Annotated in this window: 18 protein-coding genes; 14 read left to right on the top strand and 4 right to left on the bottom strand. The window is 44.6% G+C overall.

The genetic code is table 11. The features are described 5' to 3' along the window. Nucleotides 1–18: 18 nt before the first annotated feature. Complete coding sequence (locus R7F67_RS10785; RefSeq protein ID WP_025767218.1) at nucleotides 19–2106, top strand: AsmA family protein; 2088 nt, start codon at nucleotides 19–21, stop codon at nucleotides 2104–2106. 62 nt (nucleotides 2107–2168) lie between these two features. Here R7F67_RS10785 and cobO read toward each other — a convergent pair whose 3' ends face one another. Then, nucleotides 2169–2774 (bottom strand): cob(I)yrinic acid a,c-diamide adenosyltransferase, encoded by a 606-nt coding sequence (gene cobO / locus R7F67_RS10780; RefSeq protein ID WP_005380837.1) that lies wholly within the window; start codon nucleotides 2772–2774, stop codon nucleotides 2169–2171. 117 nt (nucleotides 2775–2891) lie between these two features. Here cobO and R7F67_RS10775 point away from each other — a divergent pair, with 117 nt between their 5' ends. After that, nucleotides 2892–3341 (top strand): low molecular weight protein-tyrosine-phosphatase, encoded by a 450-nt coding sequence (locus tag R7F67_RS10775; protein WP_053304232.1) that lies wholly within the window; start codon nucleotides 2892–2894, stop codon nucleotides 3339–3341. Between the two features lie 60 nt (nucleotides 3342–3401). Here R7F67_RS10775 and R7F67_RS10770 read toward each other — a convergent pair whose 3' ends face one another. Together R7F67_RS10770 and rne are read right to left on the bottom strand one after the other, a co-directional pair. Then, nucleotides 3402–4961, bottom strand: coding sequence for a SulP family inorganic anion transporter (locus R7F67_RS10770; protein WP_005380840.1), 1560 nt, complete (start codon nucleotides 4959–4961; stop codon nucleotides 3402–3404). Between the two features lie 332 nt (nucleotides 4962–5293). Then, on the bottom strand, nucleotides 5294–8368 hold the full coding sequence (rne, locus tag R7F67_RS10765; protein ID WP_170893529.1) for a ribonuclease E: 3075 nt from the start codon (nucleotides 8366–8368) through the stop codon (nucleotides 5294–5296). A 639-nt stretch (nucleotides 8369–9007) separates the two neighbouring features. Here rne and rluC point away from each other — a divergent pair. Beyond that, nucleotides 9008–9952 carry a 23S rRNA pseudouridine(955/2504/2580) synthase RluC gene (gene rluC, locus R7F67_RS10760; RefSeq protein ID WP_054576337.1) on the top strand — a complete coding sequence of 315 codons (945 nt, stop codon included), beginning with the start codon at nucleotides 9008–9010 and terminating at the stop codon, nucleotides 9950–9952. Between the two features lie 58 nt (nucleotides 9953–10010). Here rluC and R7F67_RS10755 read toward each other — a convergent pair whose 3' ends face one another. Further along, a complete protein-coding gene (locus R7F67_RS10755; RefSeq protein WP_054577644.1) occupies nucleotides 10011–10592 on the bottom strand; it encodes a Maf family protein in 582 nt (193 codons plus the stop codon). A gap of 149 nt (nucleotides 10593–10741) precedes the next feature. Between R7F67_RS10755 and yceD the strand changes: the two genes are divergently transcribed. The 11 genes from yceD (at nucleotide 10742) to tmk (ending at nucleotide 19656) form a co-directional block, all read left to right on the top strand. Then, nucleotides 10742–11266, top strand: a complete 525-nt coding sequence (yceD, locus tag R7F67_RS10750; protein WP_005387307.1) for a 23S rRNA accumulation protein YceD — start codon at nucleotides 10742–10744, stop codon at nucleotides 11264–11266. A gap of 59 nt (nucleotides 11267–11325) precedes the next feature. Further along, nucleotides 11326–11496: a 50S ribosomal protein L32 gene (gene rpmF / locus R7F67_RS10745; protein ID WP_005396978.1), complete on the top strand. Its 171-nt coding sequence runs from the start codon at nucleotides 11326–11328 to the stop codon at nucleotides 11494–11496. A gap of 10 nt (nucleotides 11497–11506) precedes the next feature. Further along, entirely contained in the window at nucleotides 11507–12532 is a 1026-nt protein-coding gene (gene plsX, locus R7F67_RS10740; protein ID WP_017633846.1) for a phosphate acyltransferase PlsX, read from the top strand. A gap of 5 nt (nucleotides 12533–12537) precedes the next feature. Continuing rightward, entirely contained in the window at nucleotides 12538–13488 is a 951-nt protein-coding gene (locus tag R7F67_RS10735) for a beta-ketoacyl-ACP synthase III (protein WP_017821385.1), read from the top strand. Between the two features lie 75 nt (nucleotides 13489–13563). Then, nucleotides 13564–14487, top strand: coding sequence for an ACP S-malonyltransferase (gene fabD, locus R7F67_RS10730; protein ID WP_005387313.1), 924 nt, complete (start codon nucleotides 13564–13566; stop codon nucleotides 14485–14487). 45 nt (nucleotides 14488–14532) lie between these two features. Then, nucleotides 14533–15267, top strand: a complete 735-nt coding sequence (fabG, locus tag R7F67_RS10725; protein ID WP_031781117.1) for a 3-oxoacyl-ACP reductase FabG — start codon at nucleotides 14533–14535, stop codon at nucleotides 15265–15267. Nucleotides 15268–15513: 246 nt separating this feature from the next. Next, complete coding sequence (gene acpP / locus R7F67_RS10720; protein WP_004406112.1) at nucleotides 15514–15747, top strand: acyl carrier protein; 234 nt, start codon at nucleotides 15514–15516, stop codon at nucleotides 15745–15747. A gap of 93 nt (nucleotides 15748–15840) precedes the next feature. Beyond that, a complete protein-coding gene (gene fabF / locus R7F67_RS10715) occupies nucleotides 15841–17091 on the top strand; it encodes a beta-ketoacyl-ACP synthase II (RefSeq protein ID WP_005372948.1) in 1251 nt (416 codons plus the stop codon). A 107-nt stretch (nucleotides 17092–17198) separates the two neighbouring features. Next, nucleotides 17199–18014, top strand: coding sequence for an aminodeoxychorismate lyase (gene pabC / locus R7F67_RS10710; protein WP_033905744.1), 816 nt, complete (start codon nucleotides 17199–17201; stop codon nucleotides 18012–18014). Beyond that, on the top strand, nucleotides 18011–19027 hold the full coding sequence (mltG, locus tag R7F67_RS10705; RefSeq protein ID WP_171345879.1) for an endolytic transglycosylase MltG: 1017 nt from the start codon (nucleotides 18011–18013) through the stop codon (nucleotides 19025–19027). The genes pabC and mltG overlap by 4 nt, the downstream gene beginning before the upstream one ends. Beyond that, the gene (gene tmk / locus R7F67_RS10700) at nucleotides 19024–19656 is read left to right on the top strand and encodes a dTMP kinase (protein WP_167415350.1); all 633 of its coding nucleotides are present in this window, start codon (nucleotides 19024–19026) and stop codon (nucleotides 19654–19656) included. The genes mltG and tmk overlap by 4 nt, the downstream gene beginning before the upstream one ends. Nucleotides 19657–19674: the final 18 nt, after the last annotated feature.

Here is a 19674-nt window from a genome sequence, read left to right as displayed (position 1 = left end):
TCGAGCAAGGAAAAACAAATGAAGAAACTGCTCTTAATTCTAGCAATACCGATTGTGGTCATTTTGGTCGCAATTTTAGCGTTAACCATCTTCGTCAATCCGAATCAGTTTAAACCCCTTATTGTTGAGCAAGCGCAAAAGCAAACGGGATTAGAGTTGGTGATTGAAGGGGATATCAGTTGGCAATTTTTCCCATCAATTGGCTTTGAGTTGGGACATACAGAATTGCGAAACCCACAAGGCTTTAGTAAACCCAATTTATTCAAAGTTGATACCGTTGGTGTAGACATCTCTGTTATGCCACTTTTTAGTCAACAGCTTGAAATTGGAAACGTCACGCTTGATGGTGCTGAGTTCTACATTGAAACCAAGAAAGATGGCAGCAAGAATATTGATGCATTGACGAAAGCCCAAACACAACAAGCAGAACAAGAGAGCAATGCTGCGCCTACGCAAAATGGTGAAACGCAAACTTCTGGTTCTGATTGGAGTATTAATCTTGCTGGCGTTACGGTTTCTAACGGTTCATTAGAAATGCAGGATAAGCAAGCCGGTAGTTACACCAAACTTTATGATATTTCATTAAACCTTTCCGAATTCGCTTTTGACAACTGGACAACGGCTGATTTTGGCGTGAAGGGCGAAATGAACGACCAAAAGTTCACCGCGAAAGGTCAGGCAGACTTTAAGCTAGAAAAAGGTTTGGCAAACTACGCGCTAAAGAACATCAACTTTGATGCGACATACTCTGACCCTGCCAATAAAATTGAATCGGCAACGATCGGTTTAGACACGTTTGAATTCGATAAAGTAAATAACCTGACTTATGCCATTAAGGGTGTCGCTGGTGGTATGAAGTTAGATATGCAGGGTGCTGGTCAACTTAGCGTGGACAAGGCTATCAGCAAAGTACAGTTGGATAAGTTAACTCTTAAATCGACTTTTGAGGGTGATGCTTTACCTCAGTCCCCGATGAAAGTCGACATGGTGTCTGATCTGTCTTTCGACCTAACGAAAAACCATCTGAGTTTTGTTCTAGAGAAGTTAACAGCGAATGCTATCGCCCTAGATGGTAAGGCAGATGTGACACTCGGTGATATTCCTAAAGTACGCTTTGCTCTCCATAGCCCCAATATCGATCTTGATGAGTTTTTAGGGTTAGATAAGCAAGCTGCCGAAGGTAATAAGCCTGCTTCTGGTGGCGAGAGTGCTCCTGCCGGACCTGAGGTTGAGCCTGATTTGTCTGCGTTGAAAACGTTAGATGTAAAGGGTGACATTACCATCGACAAATTCAAAGCGGCAAATGCGAAGATGGAAGCGGTAAAAACGAGCTTCACTGTAAATCGTGGCGTGTTTGAGCTTACATCTTTTAGTTCGAAGTTGTACCAAGGCTCAATCTCAGCGACAGCGAAGTTAGATGCACGCCAATCACCAGCGACTTACAGTGTTAAAAAGTCAATCAAAGGCGTGAAAGTTCAACCGCTACTTATAGACGTTGCTGAAAACGACAAACTTGAAGGGACAGGTAACATTGATGTGAATGTTACAGGTAAGAGTCTCACGCCTACCGGTATCAAGAAGAATCTATCTGGTACGGTTGTTATCAATTTTGCTGACGGTGCGGTGAATGGCATCAACGTTGCTCAGTTGATTCGTGAAAACTATGCGAAATTTAAAGGGCAAAAAGTTGAAGGCACCAATGAAGCTAAGAAAACAGACTTCAGTGCGATGACGGCGACATTGAAACTCAACAAAGGTGTTGTATCAACGGATAATATGCAAGCTCAGTCTCCATTGTTACGTGTTCGTGGTAAAGGTACCGCAAACTACATCAATGAAACAGTCGACTTTACTATCAGCACGTCAGTTGTAGGTAGCCTAGAAGGCCAGGGCGGTAAAGATATAGATGAGCTGAAAGACATCACGATTCCAATCAATGTGTCTGGTAAGTGGGCAGAACCTAAATTCAAGCTCGTATTCGATGATGTTCTGAAGCAGAAAGCTCAGAAAGAAATCGATCGTGGCGTAGAGAAGCTAACGGACAAAATCAAAGACGAGAAAACCAAAGATGCGGTCGATGGTTTATTGAAGAATCTTTTCAACTAACCGTGCGTGAAAATCAAAAGGGTTGGCATTTTGCCAACCCTTTTTAAATTACTCTGCGAGTGTTACCAATCGACGCCTTTGAGGGCTTTTACGCCAGATTCAAATGCGTGCTTTACATTTTTCACTTCAGAAACGGTATCGGCCATTTCAATCAGGGTTCGATGTGCGCCACGCCCAGTAATAATAACCGACTGCATTTTAGGTCTGTTGCTCAGTGCTTCGACCACTTCGTCTAAGTCGATGTAGCCGTAGCTCACCATATAAGTTAGCTCGTCAAACAAGATGACATCGATAGAGTCGTCTTGCAGCATGCGCTTACATTCTTGCCATACGCCTTGCGCCGCTTCGGTATCAGCGGCTTTGTTTTGAGTTTCCCACGTAAAGCCGGTTGCCATTACTTGGAATTCAACGCCGAGTTTCTCAAGTAGGTTGCGCTCACCGTTGTCCCAAGTACCTTTAATAAACTGCGCGACAGCACAATTCAAACCATGACCCACTGCGCGTGCGATCGTACCGAATCCTGATGTCGATTTACCTTTACCATTTCCGGTAATGATCAGTAGCAGACCTTTTTCCTCTTGAGCAGCAGCGATTTTTGCGTCTACCTGTTCTTTGACTTTTTGTTGGCGAGCTTTATGGCGTGCTTCTTTATTTTCTTCGATAGACATAATACTTCCTCAATTCCTTTTCGTGCTGTGCCCAAGCTAATTTGGGTTCATTGATTTATCTCGCTATGATAGACCAACATATCGTGAAGAAAAACCACCGATAATTCAGGGAATAAAATGAAGAAAATACTTGTTGTTTGTATGGGAAACATTTGTCGGTCACCAACTGGAGAGGCAGTGTTAAGAGCGAAAGCTCAAAAGCTAGGCGTTGAAGTAGAGGTTGATTCGGCAGGTACAATTGGCTACCACGCAGGAAACCGACCGGATTCAAGAGCGATGGCAGCAGGAAAGCAGCGAGGCTATTCTTTTAAAGGAATGCAAGCGCGCCAAGTCACCATTGATGACTTTGAAAAGTTTGACCTTATATTAGCCGCAGATAAAGCAAATTTGGCCGATTTATTGGATATTTGTCCGTTGAAGTATCGACACAAAGTATCGTTATTTTTAAGTCATTCTGAGTCAGTTTACGACGAAGTCCCGGACCCATATTATGGTGGGGAAGATGGCTTTGAACTGGTGCTTGATTTAATCGAAGAGGCATCAGATGCTATTTTGAAGAAGCTATAATCGCCGGGCTTGAAGACAATAGAAAAAGGGATGAGCTCAGCTCATCCCTTTTTATTCGTGTTAACCCGCTAGTATGTCGGTTGCGACTTTGTAGCTTGGGTCTTCCTTCACGTTAATTTCAACCAAGCTGCCAGCTTTGTCCAAAAGTTTACGACAATCTGGGCTTAGGTGACGAAGGTGCAGCGTTTTACCTTGAGCATTGTAACGCTCAGCCAGTGTTTCAATGGCTTCAATTGCAGAGTGATCTGTCACGCGAGAGTCTGCAAAATCGACAATCACATCTTTTGGATCTTCAGGCGCGTTAAACAACTCCAGGAAGTTAGCCGCAGAGCCAAAGAAAATAGGGCCGTGAATCTTGTACTCTTTTGAACCTTCCTCGTTTAAGCACGTGTCGGCATAGATGTGCTTAGCGTGTTGCCATGCAAACATTAATGCAGAAACGATAACACCAACCGCTACGGCAACAGCAAGGTCAGTAAGAACAGTAACAACGGTCACAAGAACAATAACGAAGAAGTCTTGCTTCGGTACGCGGCGTGCTAGCTTAAATGTTGCCCATTCGAATGTACCAATGACAACCATGAACATCACACCAACCAGAGCAGCGAGTGGGATCATTTCAATTAGCGAAGAAGCGAATAAGATAAACATCAATAGAGCGATAGCCGCAACGATACCAGATAGACGGCCGCGACCACCTGAGTTTACGTTGATCATCGACTGACCAATCATCGCACAACCACCCATTGCGCCAAACACAGAACACGTCATGTTTGCCATACCTTGACCGATACATTCGCGGTTAGATTGACCACGAGTATTCGTCATCTCATCTAAAACTGTCAGTGTTAGTAGAGATTCAATTAGACCAATGGCCGCGAGAATGATCGCGTATGGAAGAATGATTTGTAGTGTCTCTAGTGTAAATGGTACCGCAGGAATAGAGAAGGTTGGTAGTGAACCTGCGAGTGTTGCAGCTTCATCTCCAGACATTGTACGCAGGAAGTCAACAACAGTGCGAGTTTCCAGATCCAAGCCAACCACTAAAGCCGTCACCGTTACGATCGCAACAAGTGAAGAGGGTACAGCTGTTGTGATTTTTGGTAGAAAGTGAATGATTGCCATAGTCAGCGCAACCAAACCAAGCATTAGCAGCATCTGGTCTTGTGGTAGCCAAGTAAGCATGCCGTTGATGTCAGGCGCTTTAAACTGACCCAACTGAGCTAGGAAGATAACAATAGCCAGACCGTTCACAAAACCGATCATCACAGGGTGAGGTACGATACGGATGAACTTACCCAATTTAAACATACCAGCGGCAATTTGAAGAATACCAGCGAGCATGATGGCTGCGAATAGGTACTGGACACCGTGAGTCGCGACAAGCGAAACCATTACGACTGCCATGGCACCTGTTGCACCAGAGATCATGCCGGGACGACCACCGAAAATGGACGTAATAAGACCAACGATGAATGCAGCGTAAAGACCGACCATCGGATCTACGCCTGCGACGAACGCAAATGCGACAGCTTCAGGAACCAATGCTAGCGCAACGGTTAAGCCTGATAGCACATCATTTTTTACGGAGTGCTTAGAAAATTGGGGAAATTCGAACATGTTTGTTTTTAAGTTCTCTTTGCAATGAGTTAAACCCGACACATATTCGTATTTGCACAAGCCACTGAGTGGTTGATTTCTAATCAAACATTGCAGTGTAAACCGTAGTATTAAAAGAGCAGCATCAGAATGGTGTCGAAAACTTGAGTCGGCGCATGCTACCGAAAAGTGTGATTAAGTTCAAGAATGATACGAATAATGGCGTACAAATGTGATCGCGAATTGGTATTTATATGAACAATTTATTGGGCAGATATGAAGATAAAAAAGGCTACCAGATGGTAGCCTTTAATTTATTTATGCCGTTAAGCAGTTGAACGTAATGATTTAGCCTAGTTAAAGTTAGGCTTTGTCATCTCTGCCGATGCGCGGTTTTTAGCCACTTGGCTACCCGCACCTTTAGCTTGGTAACGTTCGGTTTTGAACGGTGCTGCTGCAACCGTGATTTCGCGTAGCTCTTGAGGGCCAGGTGCTTTTGTCATCGGTGCGCTAGCGTTTAGCTTAGCAGCAACTTTGATGGCTTCGACTTTAGGCTCTGGTTTAGCTACTGGCGCTTCGGCTGCAATCTCTTTTGCTGCTTCAACCACAGGCTCTTCAGCTGGTGCCGTTTCTACAATGGCATCAACCGGTTCAGCATGTTCAGTTGCAGGAGTTTCAACGATAGGCTCTACAGAGGCTGTTTCTACTACTGCCGATTCAGTTTTTTCTGCGATTACTGCTTCCACAACAGGTGCTTCTACTGCTGGAGATTCAACTTTCGCTTCAACGGTTTCTTGAACCTTGTGTTCAACAACTGGAGCATCTGTTACGACAGGTTGCTCGCGACGAATAATCACTTTACCCATTGCCATTTCTGGACACGCAAAGCCACCTTGGATTGTAGGTACTGCTGCTACAGCTTCTTCCTTAACTCGCTCTTCCTTCTTAGGTGCTGGTTTCGGAATGTAACGTGGCATTACTTTACCCATAGCCATTTCAGGAGAAGCGACACCTCCCTTACGTAGGCGGAACGGGTTAGGGCGGCGATCACGGCCACGGCGACGACGCTGGCCGCTTGCACGCAGGTGACGTGGCGAACGACGATTACGACGTTGCTTAGACTCTGCTTGCTTGTTGTCTTGCTGTGCCTCTACCGCTGCTTCTGTTGGCTTTTCAACTTTAGCTTCAACCGTTTCTTGAGTCTTAACCGCTGTTTCTGCGGCTTTCTTCTCAATAGCTTCTTGGTCCTTAACGCGTACAGACTTGTTCAATTTGCGACGTTGGCGGCGCTCTTTCACTTTTTCTGCTTTCGCATTTTGCTGCTTCGGTTTGCTCTCTTCTGGTTTTGTTTCAGTACGAGCTTCCGCTGCTAGCTGCAGACCTTTTTCCGCTACTTTTGCGTTTGCTTTCTGCTCTTGGGCTTTATCTGCCTGTTGAGCTTTAGGTTTACGCTTTTGGTTACGGTTTTGCGGTTTATTTGTTTGTTGTTGAGCTTCGTTTTGCTCATTAGCCTGCTCATCACGAGGCTTACGACGACGTCGGTTATCGCGATTGTCGCGGTTATCACGATTATCGCGCTGGTTGCTATTGCGACGACGATCGTTACGATCACGTTTGTTACGTCGATTATCGCGATTTGGTTTTTTCTCTTCCTGAGGTTTCTGTTCTTCTTTTGTTTCTTCAGAACCACCGAATAGGAAGCTACCAAGTGCTTTAAACAGACGGCTGAACAATCCAGGTTTCTCTTCTTGTTCAACGTTTTGTTCTTTCTTCTTCGCCTCAGGAGCTGGTTTAGCTGCTGGTGCAGGTGCGGTTTGAGACGGAGCCGCAAAGCCTTTAAGAACTGGCTCTTCAATTCGTTTTGGTTTTACGTCAACTTCCGCTGGCTCTTTACCTTCTGCTTCTTTCATTGCTTCCAGTTTCTTAGGAAGTAAGTAAGAAATCAGATCGAACTCTTCGCCTTCACGAACACGGATAACTTCAAAGTGCGGTGTTTCCATATCAGAGTTAGGAACAACCGTAATTTTCACTTCTTGAATGCGTTCGATATGGTTTACTGAACGACGTTTTTCGTTCAATAAGTAAGAGGCGATTGGCACAGGTACGACTGCAAGTACTTGTGCTGTGTTGTCTTTTAGCGCTTCCTCTTCAATTAAACGAAGTACAGAAAGTGCTAGAGATTCGTTGTCGCGAACGACACCAGTTCCGCTACAGCGAGGACAGATGTGATGGCTTGCTTCTGCAAGAGAAGGGCTCAAGCGCTGGCGTGACATCTCCAACAAACCAAAGCGAGAAATACGACCGATTTGTACACGAGCGCGGTCAAGGCGAACGGCTTCACGTAGACGGTTTTCTACTTCTCGTTGGTGACGAACTGGGGTCATATCAATAAAGTCGATAACCACTAAGCCACCTAAGTCACGTAGACGCAATTGGCGAGCAATTTCGTCGGCTGCTTCTAGGTTCGTGTTTAGAGCTGTTTCTTCAATATCGCCGCCCTTAGTTGCACGAGCAGAGTTGATATCGATAGACGTTAGTGCTTCAGTCGGGTCAATAACAATAGAACCACCAGATGGCAGACGCACTTCACGTTGGAAAGCCGATTCAATTTGGCTTTCGATTTGGTAGTGGCTGAATAGTGGAACTTCGCCTTCATATTTCTTAACGCGGTTAAGGAAATCAGGGCGCACCAATTGAATGTGCTCTTTTGCACGTTCGTAGATGGTGTTGCTATCAATTAAGATTTCGCCAATATCACGACGCAAATAGTCACGGATTGCACGAACGATAACGTTACTTTCTTGGTGGATTAAGAATGGAGCAGGGTTAGAGTCCGCTGCACCTTTGATTGCACCCCAGTGGTTAAGTAGTACATTCAAATCCCACTCAAGCTCTTCAGCACTCTTGCCAACGCCAGCAGTACGTACGATTAGGCCCATGCCCTGAGGCAGTTCCAAAGTACTTAATGCGGCTTTTAGTTGAGTACGCTCGTCACCTTCTATTCGACGAGAAATACCGCCAGCACGAGGGTTGTTAGGCATCAGAACAAGGTAACTACCAGCAAGAGAAATGAAAGTAGTAAGAGCTGCGCCCTTGCTTCCACGTTCTTCTTTTTCCACTTGAACGATAACTTCTTGGCCTTCCGTTAGCACTTCTTTGATGCTTGGACGACCTTGGTAGGTGTAACCTTCAGGGAAATATTCGCGGGCAATTTCTTTGAGAGGGAGGAAACCGTGACGCTCGGCGCCGTAATCAACAAATGCGGCTTCTAAGCTTGGTTCGATACGTGTGATACGTCCTTTGTAGATATTCGCTTTTTTAGATTCATGACCTGGACTCTCGATATCAAGATCGAAAAGTCGCTGGCCATCAACCAGAGCGACACGCAACTCTTCTTTTTGAGTTGCGTTAATTAACATTCTTTTCATTGAAAATTCTCGTTGTCTTTTCTTTTATATCTTTCTTGTCGACTTGCCACTGTTTTTTCGCTCTTTCACGGTGCCTGATCCCATGGCTTGTATTTTGCAGCCTCCCGGCTGGAAGGGGATGCTCTCGGGCACTTCAGTCATCACAAGCCTCTTGTGGTTTCTGTTGGAAACGTAGACTTGTGACCCGCTATTTGGGCGGTAGGTACTCAACGTGAATATGCGAGGAGTAGGGTGGCAAGAGTGTTGAATTCGATGTGTCTCACGCCAATGCTGCACTCGACCTTCAACGATCTACTCACATTGCTTGAGGATAAATGATTGGTAATGAATAAAATGTAACCAAACCTTCCTTAGCAGCTGTGAACTATAGCAGTGCGCGTGGCTATCAGCAATCTGCTTTCACGCAAACGATAGAAAATTTGCCGCTAAACTCAAAATTTCTATTTTATAACTGGCTGTTTCATAAGCAATTGAGATGTGCAAACTGTTCAAGACAGAAAACAAATTGAGAACTTGATTGAGAGTTTTAATAATTTAAACAAAAGCTTGGCGAAATTTAGACCAGTATGTGCCACCGAGAGTTTCTTTTACGACAAGAATAATGTGAAGTCGCACGAAATTGAGTTTACAATACCGCCCATGAACGAAATAAGAACAAAAGTCCAGTTCGTCGACATCGACGAAGATATGGCGGGTCAGCGCATTGATAATTTTTTGCGCAACCAATTAAAAGACATTCCTAAAAGCATGATTTATCGAATTGTGCGTAAGGGCGAAGTGCGCGTAAATAAAAAGCGTATAAAAGCAGAGTACAAGTTAAAAGCAGGCGATCTCGTTCGTATTCCACCGGTGACCGTCGAGAAAAAAGATGACGATGTCGCACCAAGTACGAAACTTAACAAAGTCGCTGAGTTGGAAAATATGATTATCTTCGAAGATGATCATATGTTGATTCTAAACAAACCATCTGGCACCGCTGTGCATGGTGGCAGTGGTTTAAAGTTTGGTGCGATTGAAGCGCTTAGGGCTCTGCGACCTCAAGCTCGCTTTCTTGAACTTGTGCATCGTATTGACCGTGATACTTCAGGGATTTTGCTGGTTGCTAAGAAGCGTTCTGCACTTCGTCACTTGCAAGCCCAGTTTCGTGAAAAGACAGTAAAGAAGTTTTACTTAGCTCTTGTCATGGGGCAATGGAAAAGTAGTTGTAAGGTTGTGAACGCGCCACTGCTCAAAAACGAAGTGAACAGTATTGTTCGTGTTAACCCTAATGGTAAGCAGTCAGAAACGCGTTTTAAGATTTTGGAAAAGTTCGAACAAGCTACATTGATTCAGGCGAGTCCGATTACTGGTCGAACTCACCAAATCCGAGTTCATACGCAATACACTGGTCACCCAATCGCTTGGGATGATCGCTACGGTGATCGCCGCTTTGATGCTTATACAGGTCAAGTTGGTTTAGATCGTTTGTTCCTACACGCGGCAAACATTAAGTTCCAACACCCATCAAATGATGAGTGGATGGAAATCAACGCACCGATGGAACCGAAACTAGAAAAAGTGTTGGCGGGTTTAAGAAACGCGTAACCATGTTTTCCTCGAGGATGCAAAAGGGAGCCTGTGGCTCCCTTTTATCGTATTTGGGTTAAAGGACATCGAGTCCTTGAACATGCAACATATCAATCAAATCAATCAATGGTAGTCCGACAAGTGTGTTCGGGTCTTTACCAACTAATTTCGTAAACAAGCAAATTCCCATGCCTTCGCTTTTAAAGCTGCCTGCGCAGTAAAAAGGTTCTTCCCTGTCGACGTAGCGTTTGATTTGTTCAAGCGTTAAATCTCTAAAGTGCACCTCGAAAGAATCAAAGCCGACTTCTGTATGGTTTGTGACGGTGTTATGTACCGCAAGACCAGTATAGAAAGTGATGACTTTTCCACTTTGAGCCAAAAGTTGATTTATCGCGTTATCTCTATTTAAAGGCTTGCCAACGATTTCACCATTAATGACACAAACTTGGTCACTGCCGATAACTAAACTTGCTTTATCCGTCTGGCAAGATATTGCTTTCTCTTGGGCCAGTCTCTGCACAAGTTCAGTTGGCGTTTCTTGGTCAAAAGGTGTTTCATCGCAATCAGGTGATAAACAAACGAATGGTAGTGAGAGCTTTTCAAGCAGTTGTTTACGAAAAGGGGAAGTTGAGGCTAAAACCAGTTGGTAATTTTTCATTTTGAATTACAATTCGTGGGAGCATTTCCAATAGGATAATCGATCAAAAATGATTCTGGCTAATGCTCTGTATGTTAAGCGCAAAAAAGTACAACTTTTTTGCCTTTTTCTTTGACTAATTTTGATTTGGAAGATAATATTCGCGCCCTATGCAAAAGGTAAAAATACCGCGAACGGTTGACCCAGCTAAAGCTGCACAGAAACGATTGGATTACGATGGCATCATCCAAGCTAGTCTTTTCAAGCGCTTAGTGGAAACAACTGAAGGCGTAAAACGCGACGCAGAAGTCTCATTGTCATTTGGGATGGATGAACAGCGACTCGTTGTTATCTCTGGTAAAGCTAACATCGAAGTCGATTTAGAGTGTCAGCGTTGTAATGAGGTATTCGCACATGAGTGCGAAGTTGAATTCCTTTCTACTCCTTACTACGGTGAGAAAACAGAACAGGAAGCACCAGAAATTTATGATTTGGTAGATCTAAATGAATATGGTGAATTAGACCTCATACAACTTGTTGAAGACGAGTTCATCTTAGCATTACCTCAAATTGCGATGCACGATGAAGCGGATTGTAGCGTTGATTCAAATAACATGGTTTTTGGTGAGATTCCTGAAGAAATTGAGGAAGAAAAACCGAATCCATTCGACGTTTTGAAAAGTCTGAAAAAGTAATAGGTGTGGTAGCCGATTCTTCTTCAGGTTTTTAACCCAATAGTATAGGAGTAGGGTCAATGGCCGTACAGAAAAACCGTAAAACTCGTTCTAAGCGCGGTATGCGTCGTTCACACGATGCGCTAACTACAGCTGCTCTATCTGTAGACGCGACTTCTGGTGAAACTCACCTACGCCACAACGTAACTGCTGAAGGTTACTACCGTGGTCAAAAGGTTATCAACAAGTAAGGTTGAACCTTTGCAAAGTATTACCGTTGCACTTGATGCAATGGGCGGGGATTTCGGTCCACGCGTAACAGTGCCTGCCGCCGTGCAGGCACTGTCTCATTTCCCAGAGCTAAAAGTGATTCTTATTGGTGATCAATCTCTGATCACGTCTCAATTATCTCAACTCGGTACCTCGACCAGTTCCCGCTTGACTATTCTTCACAGCGAGAAAGTTATCTCGAACTCAGAAAAACCTTCATTGGCGTTACGTAATAGCCAAAATAGTTCTATGCGTATGGCTATCGATTTGGTTTCTGAGCAGAAAGCGGATGCTTGTGTTAGTGGTGGCAACACCGGTGCATTAATGGCACTATCGCGTTTCATTCTTAAGTTACTTCCTGGCATTGAACGTCCTGCTTTAGTTTCCGCTTTACCGACGATTACCGGAAAGCGTACTTGGATGCTGGATCTGGGGGCGAATGTATCGTGCGATGCTGATAGCTTGTTCCAATTTGCTGTAATGGGCAGTGCATTAGCTGAAGAACACTTGGGTCGTCCTCCTCGCGTTGCTGTACTCAATATTGGCGCAGAAGAGATTAAAGGTAACGATTTAGTCAAACGTTGCGCAGAAATGCTTTCTCAGACCGATGCGATTAACTTTGTCGGTTATATTGAAGGTAATCAAATTTTGCATGATGTTGCTGACGTCATTGTTTGTGATGGATTTGTCGGCAACGTATGCTTAAAAGCCAGTGAGGGAACAGCTCAACTTTTTATCGAAAAAATTAAAACCAGCATAATGGCATCAACGATAAAGGGTTGGATAGCTAGAAAGTTGTTTTCTAGGCTGTTTAATGAACTAAAAACACTGAACCCCGACCAGTATAACGGCGCAAGTTTGCTAGGATTGCGCGGCATTGTCATAAAAAGCCATGGAAGTGCGGATGTATCTGCGATTGTCAATGCACTTGGCGAGGCAGTACACGAGGTCAAACGACAAGTACCAAGCCGTATTAGCGATCGTTTGGAAGCGGTTTTACTCGAGAGGCATTATTAGTCTTCATGTATAGCAAAATTTTAGGTACTGGCAGCTACCTGCCATCTCAGGTGCGTACAAACGCAGATCTAGAGAAAATGGTAGATACAAGTGATGAGTGGATCGTTGCTCGCACGGGTATTAAAGAGCGTCGAATTGCTGCAGAAAACGAAACTGTAGCAGACATGGCATTCTACGCAGCTGAAAACGCTATCGATATGGCGGGTATTGATAAAAACGATATCGACCTGATTATCGTAGCCACAACGAGCAGTAGCCATACTTTCCCTTCATCTGCGTGTCAGGTGCAGGCAAAGCTTGGCATTAAAGGTTGTCCAGCTTTTGACTTAGCCGCTGCTTGTTCTGGTTTTGTGTACGCATTATCTGTTGCAGACCAACATATCAAATCTGGTATGTGCAAAAACGTACTTGTGATTGGTTCAGATGCTTTGTCTAAAACGTGTGATCCGACAGACCGTTCAACCATCATCCTATTTGGTGATGGTGCCGGAGCCGTTGTCGTAGGCGCTAGCCAAGAGCCTGGCATTATCTCTACCCACATATACTCGGATGGTCAATTCGGAGAGCTTCTAAGCCTACCTGTACCTGTGCGGGGGCAAGATGCGGATAAATGGCTTCATATGGCTGGGAACGAAGTATTCAAAGTCGCTGTAACTCAGCTATCGAAACTAGTAAAAGATACGCTTGAAGCCAACAACATGCATAAGTCTGAACTAGACTGGCTAGTGCCGCACCAAGCGAACTACCGCATTATTTCAGCAACAGCGAAGAAACTTTCGATGTCACTAGACCAAGTCGTGATTACACTTGATAAACACGGCAACACATCAGCTGCAACTGTGCCAACAGCACTAGATGAAGCGGTACGTGATGGTCGTATTAAACGCGGTCAAACTCTGCTTCTTGAAGCGTTTGGCGGCGGATTCACTTGGGGCTCGGCCCTTGTGAAGTTCTAAGTTTCACAAGAATTCAAAATTTAAGGTGCACTTGGTGCATCTTATTTCTTTTTACTTTGCTTAAAGGAAAACAACATGAGCAAGTTTGCTATCGTATTTCCAGGTCAAGGTTCTCAAGCTGTAGGTATGCTTGCAGAACTAGGCGAACAATATGACGTAGTAAAACAAACATTTGCAGAAGCATCTGACGCACTAGGTTACGATCTATGGGCGCTTGTTCAAAATGGACCTGCAGAAGATTTAAACGAGACTTTCCGTACTCAACCAGCTTTGCTAGCTTCATCTGTTGCAATCTGGCGTGTATGGCAGGAACTTGGCTTAGAGCAACCAGCAAACCTAGCCGGTCACAGCCTAGGTGAGTACTCAGCACTTGTATGTGCGGGTGTTATTGACTTTAAAGAAGCCATCAAGCTGGTTGAATTACGTGGTCAACTTATGCAAGAAGCAGTACCAGCTGGTACTGGCGCAATGTACGCGATTATCGGTTTGGCTGATGATGCGATTGCAAAAGCGTGTGAAGACGCAGCGCAAGGCGAAGTGGTCTCTCCAGTAAACTTTAACTCGCCTGGTCAAGTCGTTATCGCTGGTAGCAAAGACGCAGTAGAGCGAGCTGGTGCGCTATGTAAAGAAGCCGGTGCGAAGCGTGCGCTTCCTCTTCCTGTTTCAGTACCTTCACACTGTGCACTTATGAAGCCAGCAGCGGAAAAACTTGCTGTAGCTCTTGAGTCTATCGAATTTAACTCACCACAGCTGCCAGTTATCAACAACGTTGATGTGGTTGCTGAGACAGATCCTGCAAAAATCAAAGATGCGCTTGTTCGTCAGCTACATAGCCCAGTTCGTTGGACTGAAACAGTTGAACTGATGCACGAACAAGGCGTAGAAAATCTTCTTGAGCTTGGTCCTGGTAAAGTTTTAACAGGTCTAACAAAACGTATCGTGAAAACGCTAACTGCAGCAGCAGTGAATGATATCGCATCGCTAGACGCTGCGAAGTAATCCATCAAGCGATAAATTTGCGATAAGAAAAGGAAACACAACATGATGAATCTAGAAGGTAAGATCGCGCTAGTTACCGGCGCAAGCCGTGGTATTGGCCGCGCGATCGCGGAACTTCTTGTCGAGCGAGGTGCTACGGTTATCGGTACTGCTACTTCTGAAAGTGGTGCGGCTGCTATCAGCGAGTATCTTGGTGATAACGGTAAAGGCTTAGCGCTTAACGTGACTGATGTCGAGTCTATCGAAGCGACATTAAAAACGATCAACGAAGAATTTGGTGTGATCGATATTCTGGTGAATAACGCTGGTATTACTCGTGACAACCTATTGATGCGCATGAAAGATGATGAGTGGAACGACATCATCGATACCAACCTAACGCCAATCTACCGCATGTCTAAAGCGGTTTTACGCGGCATGATGAAAAAACGTGCGGGTCGTATCATCAACGTAGGCTCTGTTGTTGGTACCATGGGTAACGCAGGTCAAACTAACTACGCAGCAGCGAAAGCGGGCGTGATTGGTTTTACTAAATCAATGGCTCGTGAAGTTGCGTCTCGTGGTGTAACAGTGAACACTGTTGCTCCTGGTTTCATCGAAACTGACATGACTAAGGCACTAAATGATGACCAACGTGCGGCAACTTTGTCGAACGTGCCAGCAGGTCGTTTAGGTGACCCACGTGAAATTGCATCAGCAGTAGTTTTCCTTGCTTCTCCTGAAGCAGCGTACATTACTGGTGAAACTTTGCATGTAAATGGTGGCATGTACATGGTTTAATGCGACAGTTTATGCAAAATAAGCTATTTTACATTGTGAAAAATAGCCTATAGTTGCAGTTAACTGTCATGAACTTGTCATGCTTATGCGCAAGATTTGTGCATGATTTAAGTCAAAAATGTATTGAAATTCGGTTAAATTCGCTAATTTTGTGGTTTGACCAGCAAGGACCCCCTTGCAACTTTCAATAGTTCGAATAAACTACGGAATCATCGCATTAGGCGAAATCTGTAAAGGAAAAGAAAAATGAGCAACATCGAAGAACGCGTAAAGAAAATCATTGTTGAACAGCTAGGTGTAGACGAAGCAGAAGTTAAAAACGAAGCTTCTTTCGTTGACGATCTAGGTGCTGATTCTCTAGACACTGTAGAACTAGTTATGGCTCTAGAAGAGGAATTCGACACTGAGATTCCTGACGAAGAAGCTGAGAAGATCACTACTGTTCAAGCTGCAATCGACTACGTAAACAGCGCTCAGTAATTAGCTTTCCCAGGCGGTCTCCTAGACCGCCTGTGTTCTTTCTAACTTCTTCTATCCTCTCATAGAAATATTCAATTCCCGGAGAATTATATCGTGTCCAAGCGTCGTGTAGTTGTCACTGGCATGGGTATGTTGTCACCGGTAGGCAACACAGTAGAATCATCTTGGAAAGCCCTGCTAGAAGGTCAAAGTGGTATCGTAAATATCGAGCACTTTGATACTACGAACTTCTCAACTCGTTTTGCAGGTCTTGTTAAAGATTTCGATTGCACAGAGTACATGTCTAAAAAAGATGCTCGTAAGATGGACCTTTTCATCCAGTACGGCATTGCAGCGGGTATTCAAGCTCTTGATAACTCTGGCTTACAAATTACCGAAGAAAATGCGGCTCGAGTTGGTGTTGCTATCGGCTCAGGCATTGGCGGTCTTGACCTTATCGAAACTGGCCATACTGCATTAGTAGACAAAGGCCCTCGCAAAGTTAGCCCATTTTTTGTTCCTTCGACCATTGTAAACATGGTTGCAGGTAACCTATCTATCATGCGTGGTCTTCGTGGTCCAAATATCGCGATTTCTACCGCATGTACTACTGGCCTGCATAATATCGGCCATGCAGCACGTATGATTGCCTACGGCGATGCAGATGCGATGGTTGCTGGTGGTGCAGAAAAAGCTTCTACGCCTCTTGGCATGGCTGGCTTCGGTGCAGCTAAAGCACTATCTACTCGTAATGAAGAGCCTCAAAAAGCGTCTCGCCCATGGGATAAAGGCCGTGATGGTTTTGTTCTAGGTGATGGTGCTGGCATGATGGTGCTTGAAGAGTACGAACACGCAAAAGCACGTGGCGCGAAGATTTACGCAGAACTGGTTGGTTTTGGTATGTCTGGTGATGCTTACCACATGACATCTCCAAGCGAAGACGGCTCTGGTGGTGCACTTGCGATGGAAGCGGCGATGCGTGACGCTAACATCACAGGTACTCAAGTAGGTTATGTGAATGCTCACGGTACTTCTACTCCTGCTGGTGATGTTGCAGAAATCAAGGGCGTGAAACGTGCTCTTGGTGAAGAAGGTGCGAAGCAAGTTCTTGTGTCTTCAACTAAGTCTATGACGGGTCACCTATTAGGTGCTGCAGGCTCTGTTGAAGCAATTATCACGGTTATGTCTTTGGTTGACCAAATTGTTCCGCCAACCATTAACCTTGATGATCCAGAAGAAGGTCTAGACATCGACCTTGTGCCGCATACAGCGCGCAAAGTTGAAGGTATGGAGTACGCTATCTGTAACTCGTTTGGCTTTGGTGGTACAAACGGTTCTTTGATCTTCAAGAAGTTCGCTGAGTAACACTATCTAACCTAATTTAGATAAGCGAAACTTGTATTCTAACGGCTCGATGCTTAGCATTGAGCCGTTTTGTTTTATTTGTTGTCTGCTAATTTGAAGGTACGTGAATGTTTTGGGTAAATGGAGTTCCGCAAACGCATGTAGAGCTAGGTGATCGCTCATTCCAATACGGTGATGGAGGCTTTACCACCATCCTGACCCAAAATGGAGAGTTGGTTTACTGGCAGGAACATACTGAGCGCATGAGTGCTTGCCTTGACGCTTTGAAGATCTCTTCACCTGACTGGAAAGTTGTGCATGATTGGGCAAGCAAAGCGGTTTTATCTGACGCACGAGCGGGGGTGAAGATTCACGTTAGCCGCGGTATTGGCGGGCGAGGGTATAGCCCTAATGGGATTGAAAGCCCTATCGTGACGATTTCCAATTTTGTGTTTCCTTCTCATTATTCATCTTGGCAAGAACAAGGTGTGGACTTGGGCGTTTGTAATACTCGTCTAGGGATTCAACCTTTACTTGCGGGACATAAGCACAACAACCGTTTAGAGCAGATTCTCGCCAAGGCTGAAATCGACAATACAGAGTTTGCAGATGCAATAACGTTAAATGTGCAAAACCATGTCATTGAAACTACAATGGCCAACCTTTTTTGGGTTAAAGGTAATAAAGTATTTACGCCGGAGCTGACCTTATCAGGCGTTACGGGCGTAATGCGTCGTAAGGTGCTTGAGTTACTTAAAGTAAGTCATATTGAAGTCATCGAGGGGCGTTTTATACTTCCAGATTTGCTGAGTGCTGACGAGGCTTTCATGTGTAACTCAATATTAGGTGTCGCACCTATTCGCAGCATAGTGACATCGAACTCTAAGACTATATTTCCGATAGGAAAATTGACTCAACGACTGCAAGGGAATTTAACTACGTGATTAAAAAACTGTTGGCTTTTGTTGTGCTGATCGCAGTGATAGGCGCAGCAGCTGTTTTTTATATAATTTCACAGGCTAAACAATACGTTGAAAAGCCTATTCTATTGGAACAACCTCAGCTGTTTACTGTAGAAAGTGGTACAAGCTTTCATCATGTCATGCGCGCCTTAGTTGAAGATGAGGTGATTGAAACATCGGAGTACATCCGTTTAATTCCTCACTTATATCCAGAATTGTTGCAAGTGCGAGCGGGTACTTACCAACTTGAGCCTGGTATGTCGCTTTCGCAAACATTGGAGCATCTGAATAATGGAAAAGAATACCAGTTTGCGATCACTTTTGTTGAAGGCAGCCGCTTTTCTGAATGGGTAGATCAACTAAAAAGTGCTCCTTATTTAAAGCATGATTTAACCGAACTGTCAGAAAAAGAAATGGCTGCGAAGCTTGGAATTGAGAGAGAAAAGCTAGAAGGGTTGTTTTTAGCAGAAACCTACCATTACACAGCGGGTGCGAGTGAAAGCCAGTTATTAAAGCGAGCGCATCGAAAACTCAATAAAATACTGGACGCTAGCTGGGAAGCTCGTCAAGAAAAGCTGCCATTACAGGACAAATATGAAGCCTTGATTCTCGCGTCTATCATCGAGAAAGAGACGGCTATTGATTCTGAGCGTGAGCGCGTCGCTTCTGTGTTTATCAACCGATTGAACAAACGCATGCGGTTACAAACTGATCCGACAGTTATTTATGGTATGGGTGATGCCTACGATGGCAACATTCGTAAGAAAGATTTGCGTACGCCAACACCATATAACACCTATACCATCAATGGTTTGCCACCAACACCGATTGCGATGGCTGGTGAAGCTTCCATTGAAGCGGCTTTGAACCCAGAAAGCAGCAACTATTTATATTTTGTAGCAAGTGGAAAGGGCGGACATGTATTTTCGAAATCCCTTGCTGAGCACAACCGTGCTGTTCGTGCCTATTTAAGAGAACTAAGAAAGAACAAATGATGAAAGCAAACTTTATTGTCGTTGAAGGCCTAGAAGGCGCGGGTAAAAGCACTGCGATTAAAACCGTTTTAGATACGCTAAAAGCGGCCAGTATTGAGGATATCGTAAATACCCGTGAGCCAGGAGGCACACCGCTAGCAGAAAAAATGCGCGCTCTGGTGAAAGAAGAGCACGAAGGCGAAGAACTTAAGGACATGACGGAGTTGCTGCTTCTGTACGCTGCACGTGTTCAGTTGGTTGAGAACGTGATCAAACCAGCTTTGGAAAACGGTCAGTGGGTGGTTGGTGACCGACATGATATGTCGTCGCAAGCTTATCAAGGTGGTGGCCGTCAGATTGACGCATCGTTAATGAAAAATCTCCGGGATACAACGCTTGGTGATTTTAAACCTGCTCTCACTCTCTATATGGATATTGACCCTCGTGTTGGGCTTGAGCGTGCACGTGGGCGTGGTGAGTTAGATCGTATAGAGAAGATGGATATTAGTTTCTTCGAGCGTACACGTGAGCGTTATTTGGAGATTGCTCATGCCGATCCTTCCATCGTTATCATTAACGCAGAACAGACGATTGAAGGCGTGTCGCGTGATATTCGGGACGCTCTAAACGAGTGGCTAGCTCGTCAATAAGTGAAACGTAAATTTAGG

Origin of the sequence: Vibrio sp. YT-17 (genome assembly GCF_033337375.1) — a bacterium.
GTDB classification, from domain to species: domain Bacteria; phylum Pseudomonadota; class Gammaproteobacteria; order Enterobacterales; family Vibrionaceae; genus Vibrio; species Vibrio alginolyticus.
Note: the sequence above shows the minus strand (reverse complement) of the source record. Positions and strands in the feature narration are given on the sequence as shown.

Bases quoted from the DNA above. Each gene is read 5' to 3' on its own strand.
- R7F67_RS10775 (WP_053304232.1), top strand. From the start codon at position 2,892: ATGAAGAAAATACTTGTTGTTTGTATGGGAAACATTTGTCGGTCACCA.
- R7F67_RS10770 (WP_005380840.1), bottom strand. From the start codon at position 4,961: ATGTTCGAATTTCCCCAATTTTCTAAGCACTCCGTAAAAAATGATGTG.
- pabC (WP_033905744.1), top strand. From the start codon at position 17,199: ATGTTTTGGGTAAATGGAGTTCCGCAAACGCATGTAGAGCTAGGTGAT.
- rluC (WP_054576337.1), top strand. From the start codon at position 9,008: ATGAACGAAATAAGAACAAAAGTCCAGTTCGTCGACATCGACGAAGAT.
- yceD (WP_005387307.1), top strand. From the start codon at position 10,742: ATGCAAAAGGTAAAAATACCGCGAACGGTTGACCCAGCTAAAGCTGCA.
- tmk (WP_167415350.1), top strand. From the start codon at position 19,024: ATGATGAAAGCAAACTTTATTGTCGTTGAAGGCCTAGAAGGCGCGGGT.
- R7F67_RS10785 (WP_025767218.1), top strand. From the start codon at position 19: ATGAAGAAACTGCTCTTAATTCTAGCAATACCGATTGTGGTCATTTTG.
- rpmF (WP_005396978.1), top strand. From the start codon at position 11,326: ATGGCCGTACAGAAAAACCGTAAAACTCGTTCTAAGCGCGGTATGCGT.
- R7F67_RS10755 (WP_054577644.1), bottom strand. From the start codon at position 10,592: ATGAAAAATTACCAACTGGTTTTAGCCTCAACTTCCCCTTTTCGTAAA.
- fabD (WP_005387313.1), top strand. From the start codon at position 13,564: ATGAGCAAGTTTGCTATCGTATTTCCAGGTCAAGGTTCTCAAGCTGTA.
- cobO (WP_005380837.1), bottom strand. From the start codon at position 2,774: ATGTCTATCGAAGAAAATAAAGAAGCACGCCATAAAGCTCGCCAACAA.
- fabG (WP_031781117.1), top strand. From the start codon at position 14,533: ATGAATCTAGAAGGTAAGATCGCGCTAGTTACCGGCGCAAGCCGTGGT.
- acpP (WP_004406112.1), top strand. From the start codon at position 15,514: ATGAGCAACATCGAAGAACGCGTAAAGAAAATCATTGTTGAACAGCTA.
- R7F67_RS10735 (WP_017821385.1), top strand. From the start codon at position 12,538: ATGTATAGCAAAATTTTAGGTACTGGCAGCTACCTGCCATCTCAGGTG.
- rne (WP_170893529.1), bottom strand. From the start codon at position 8,368: ATGAAAAGAATGTTAATTAACGCAACTCAAAAAGAAGAGTTGCGTGTC.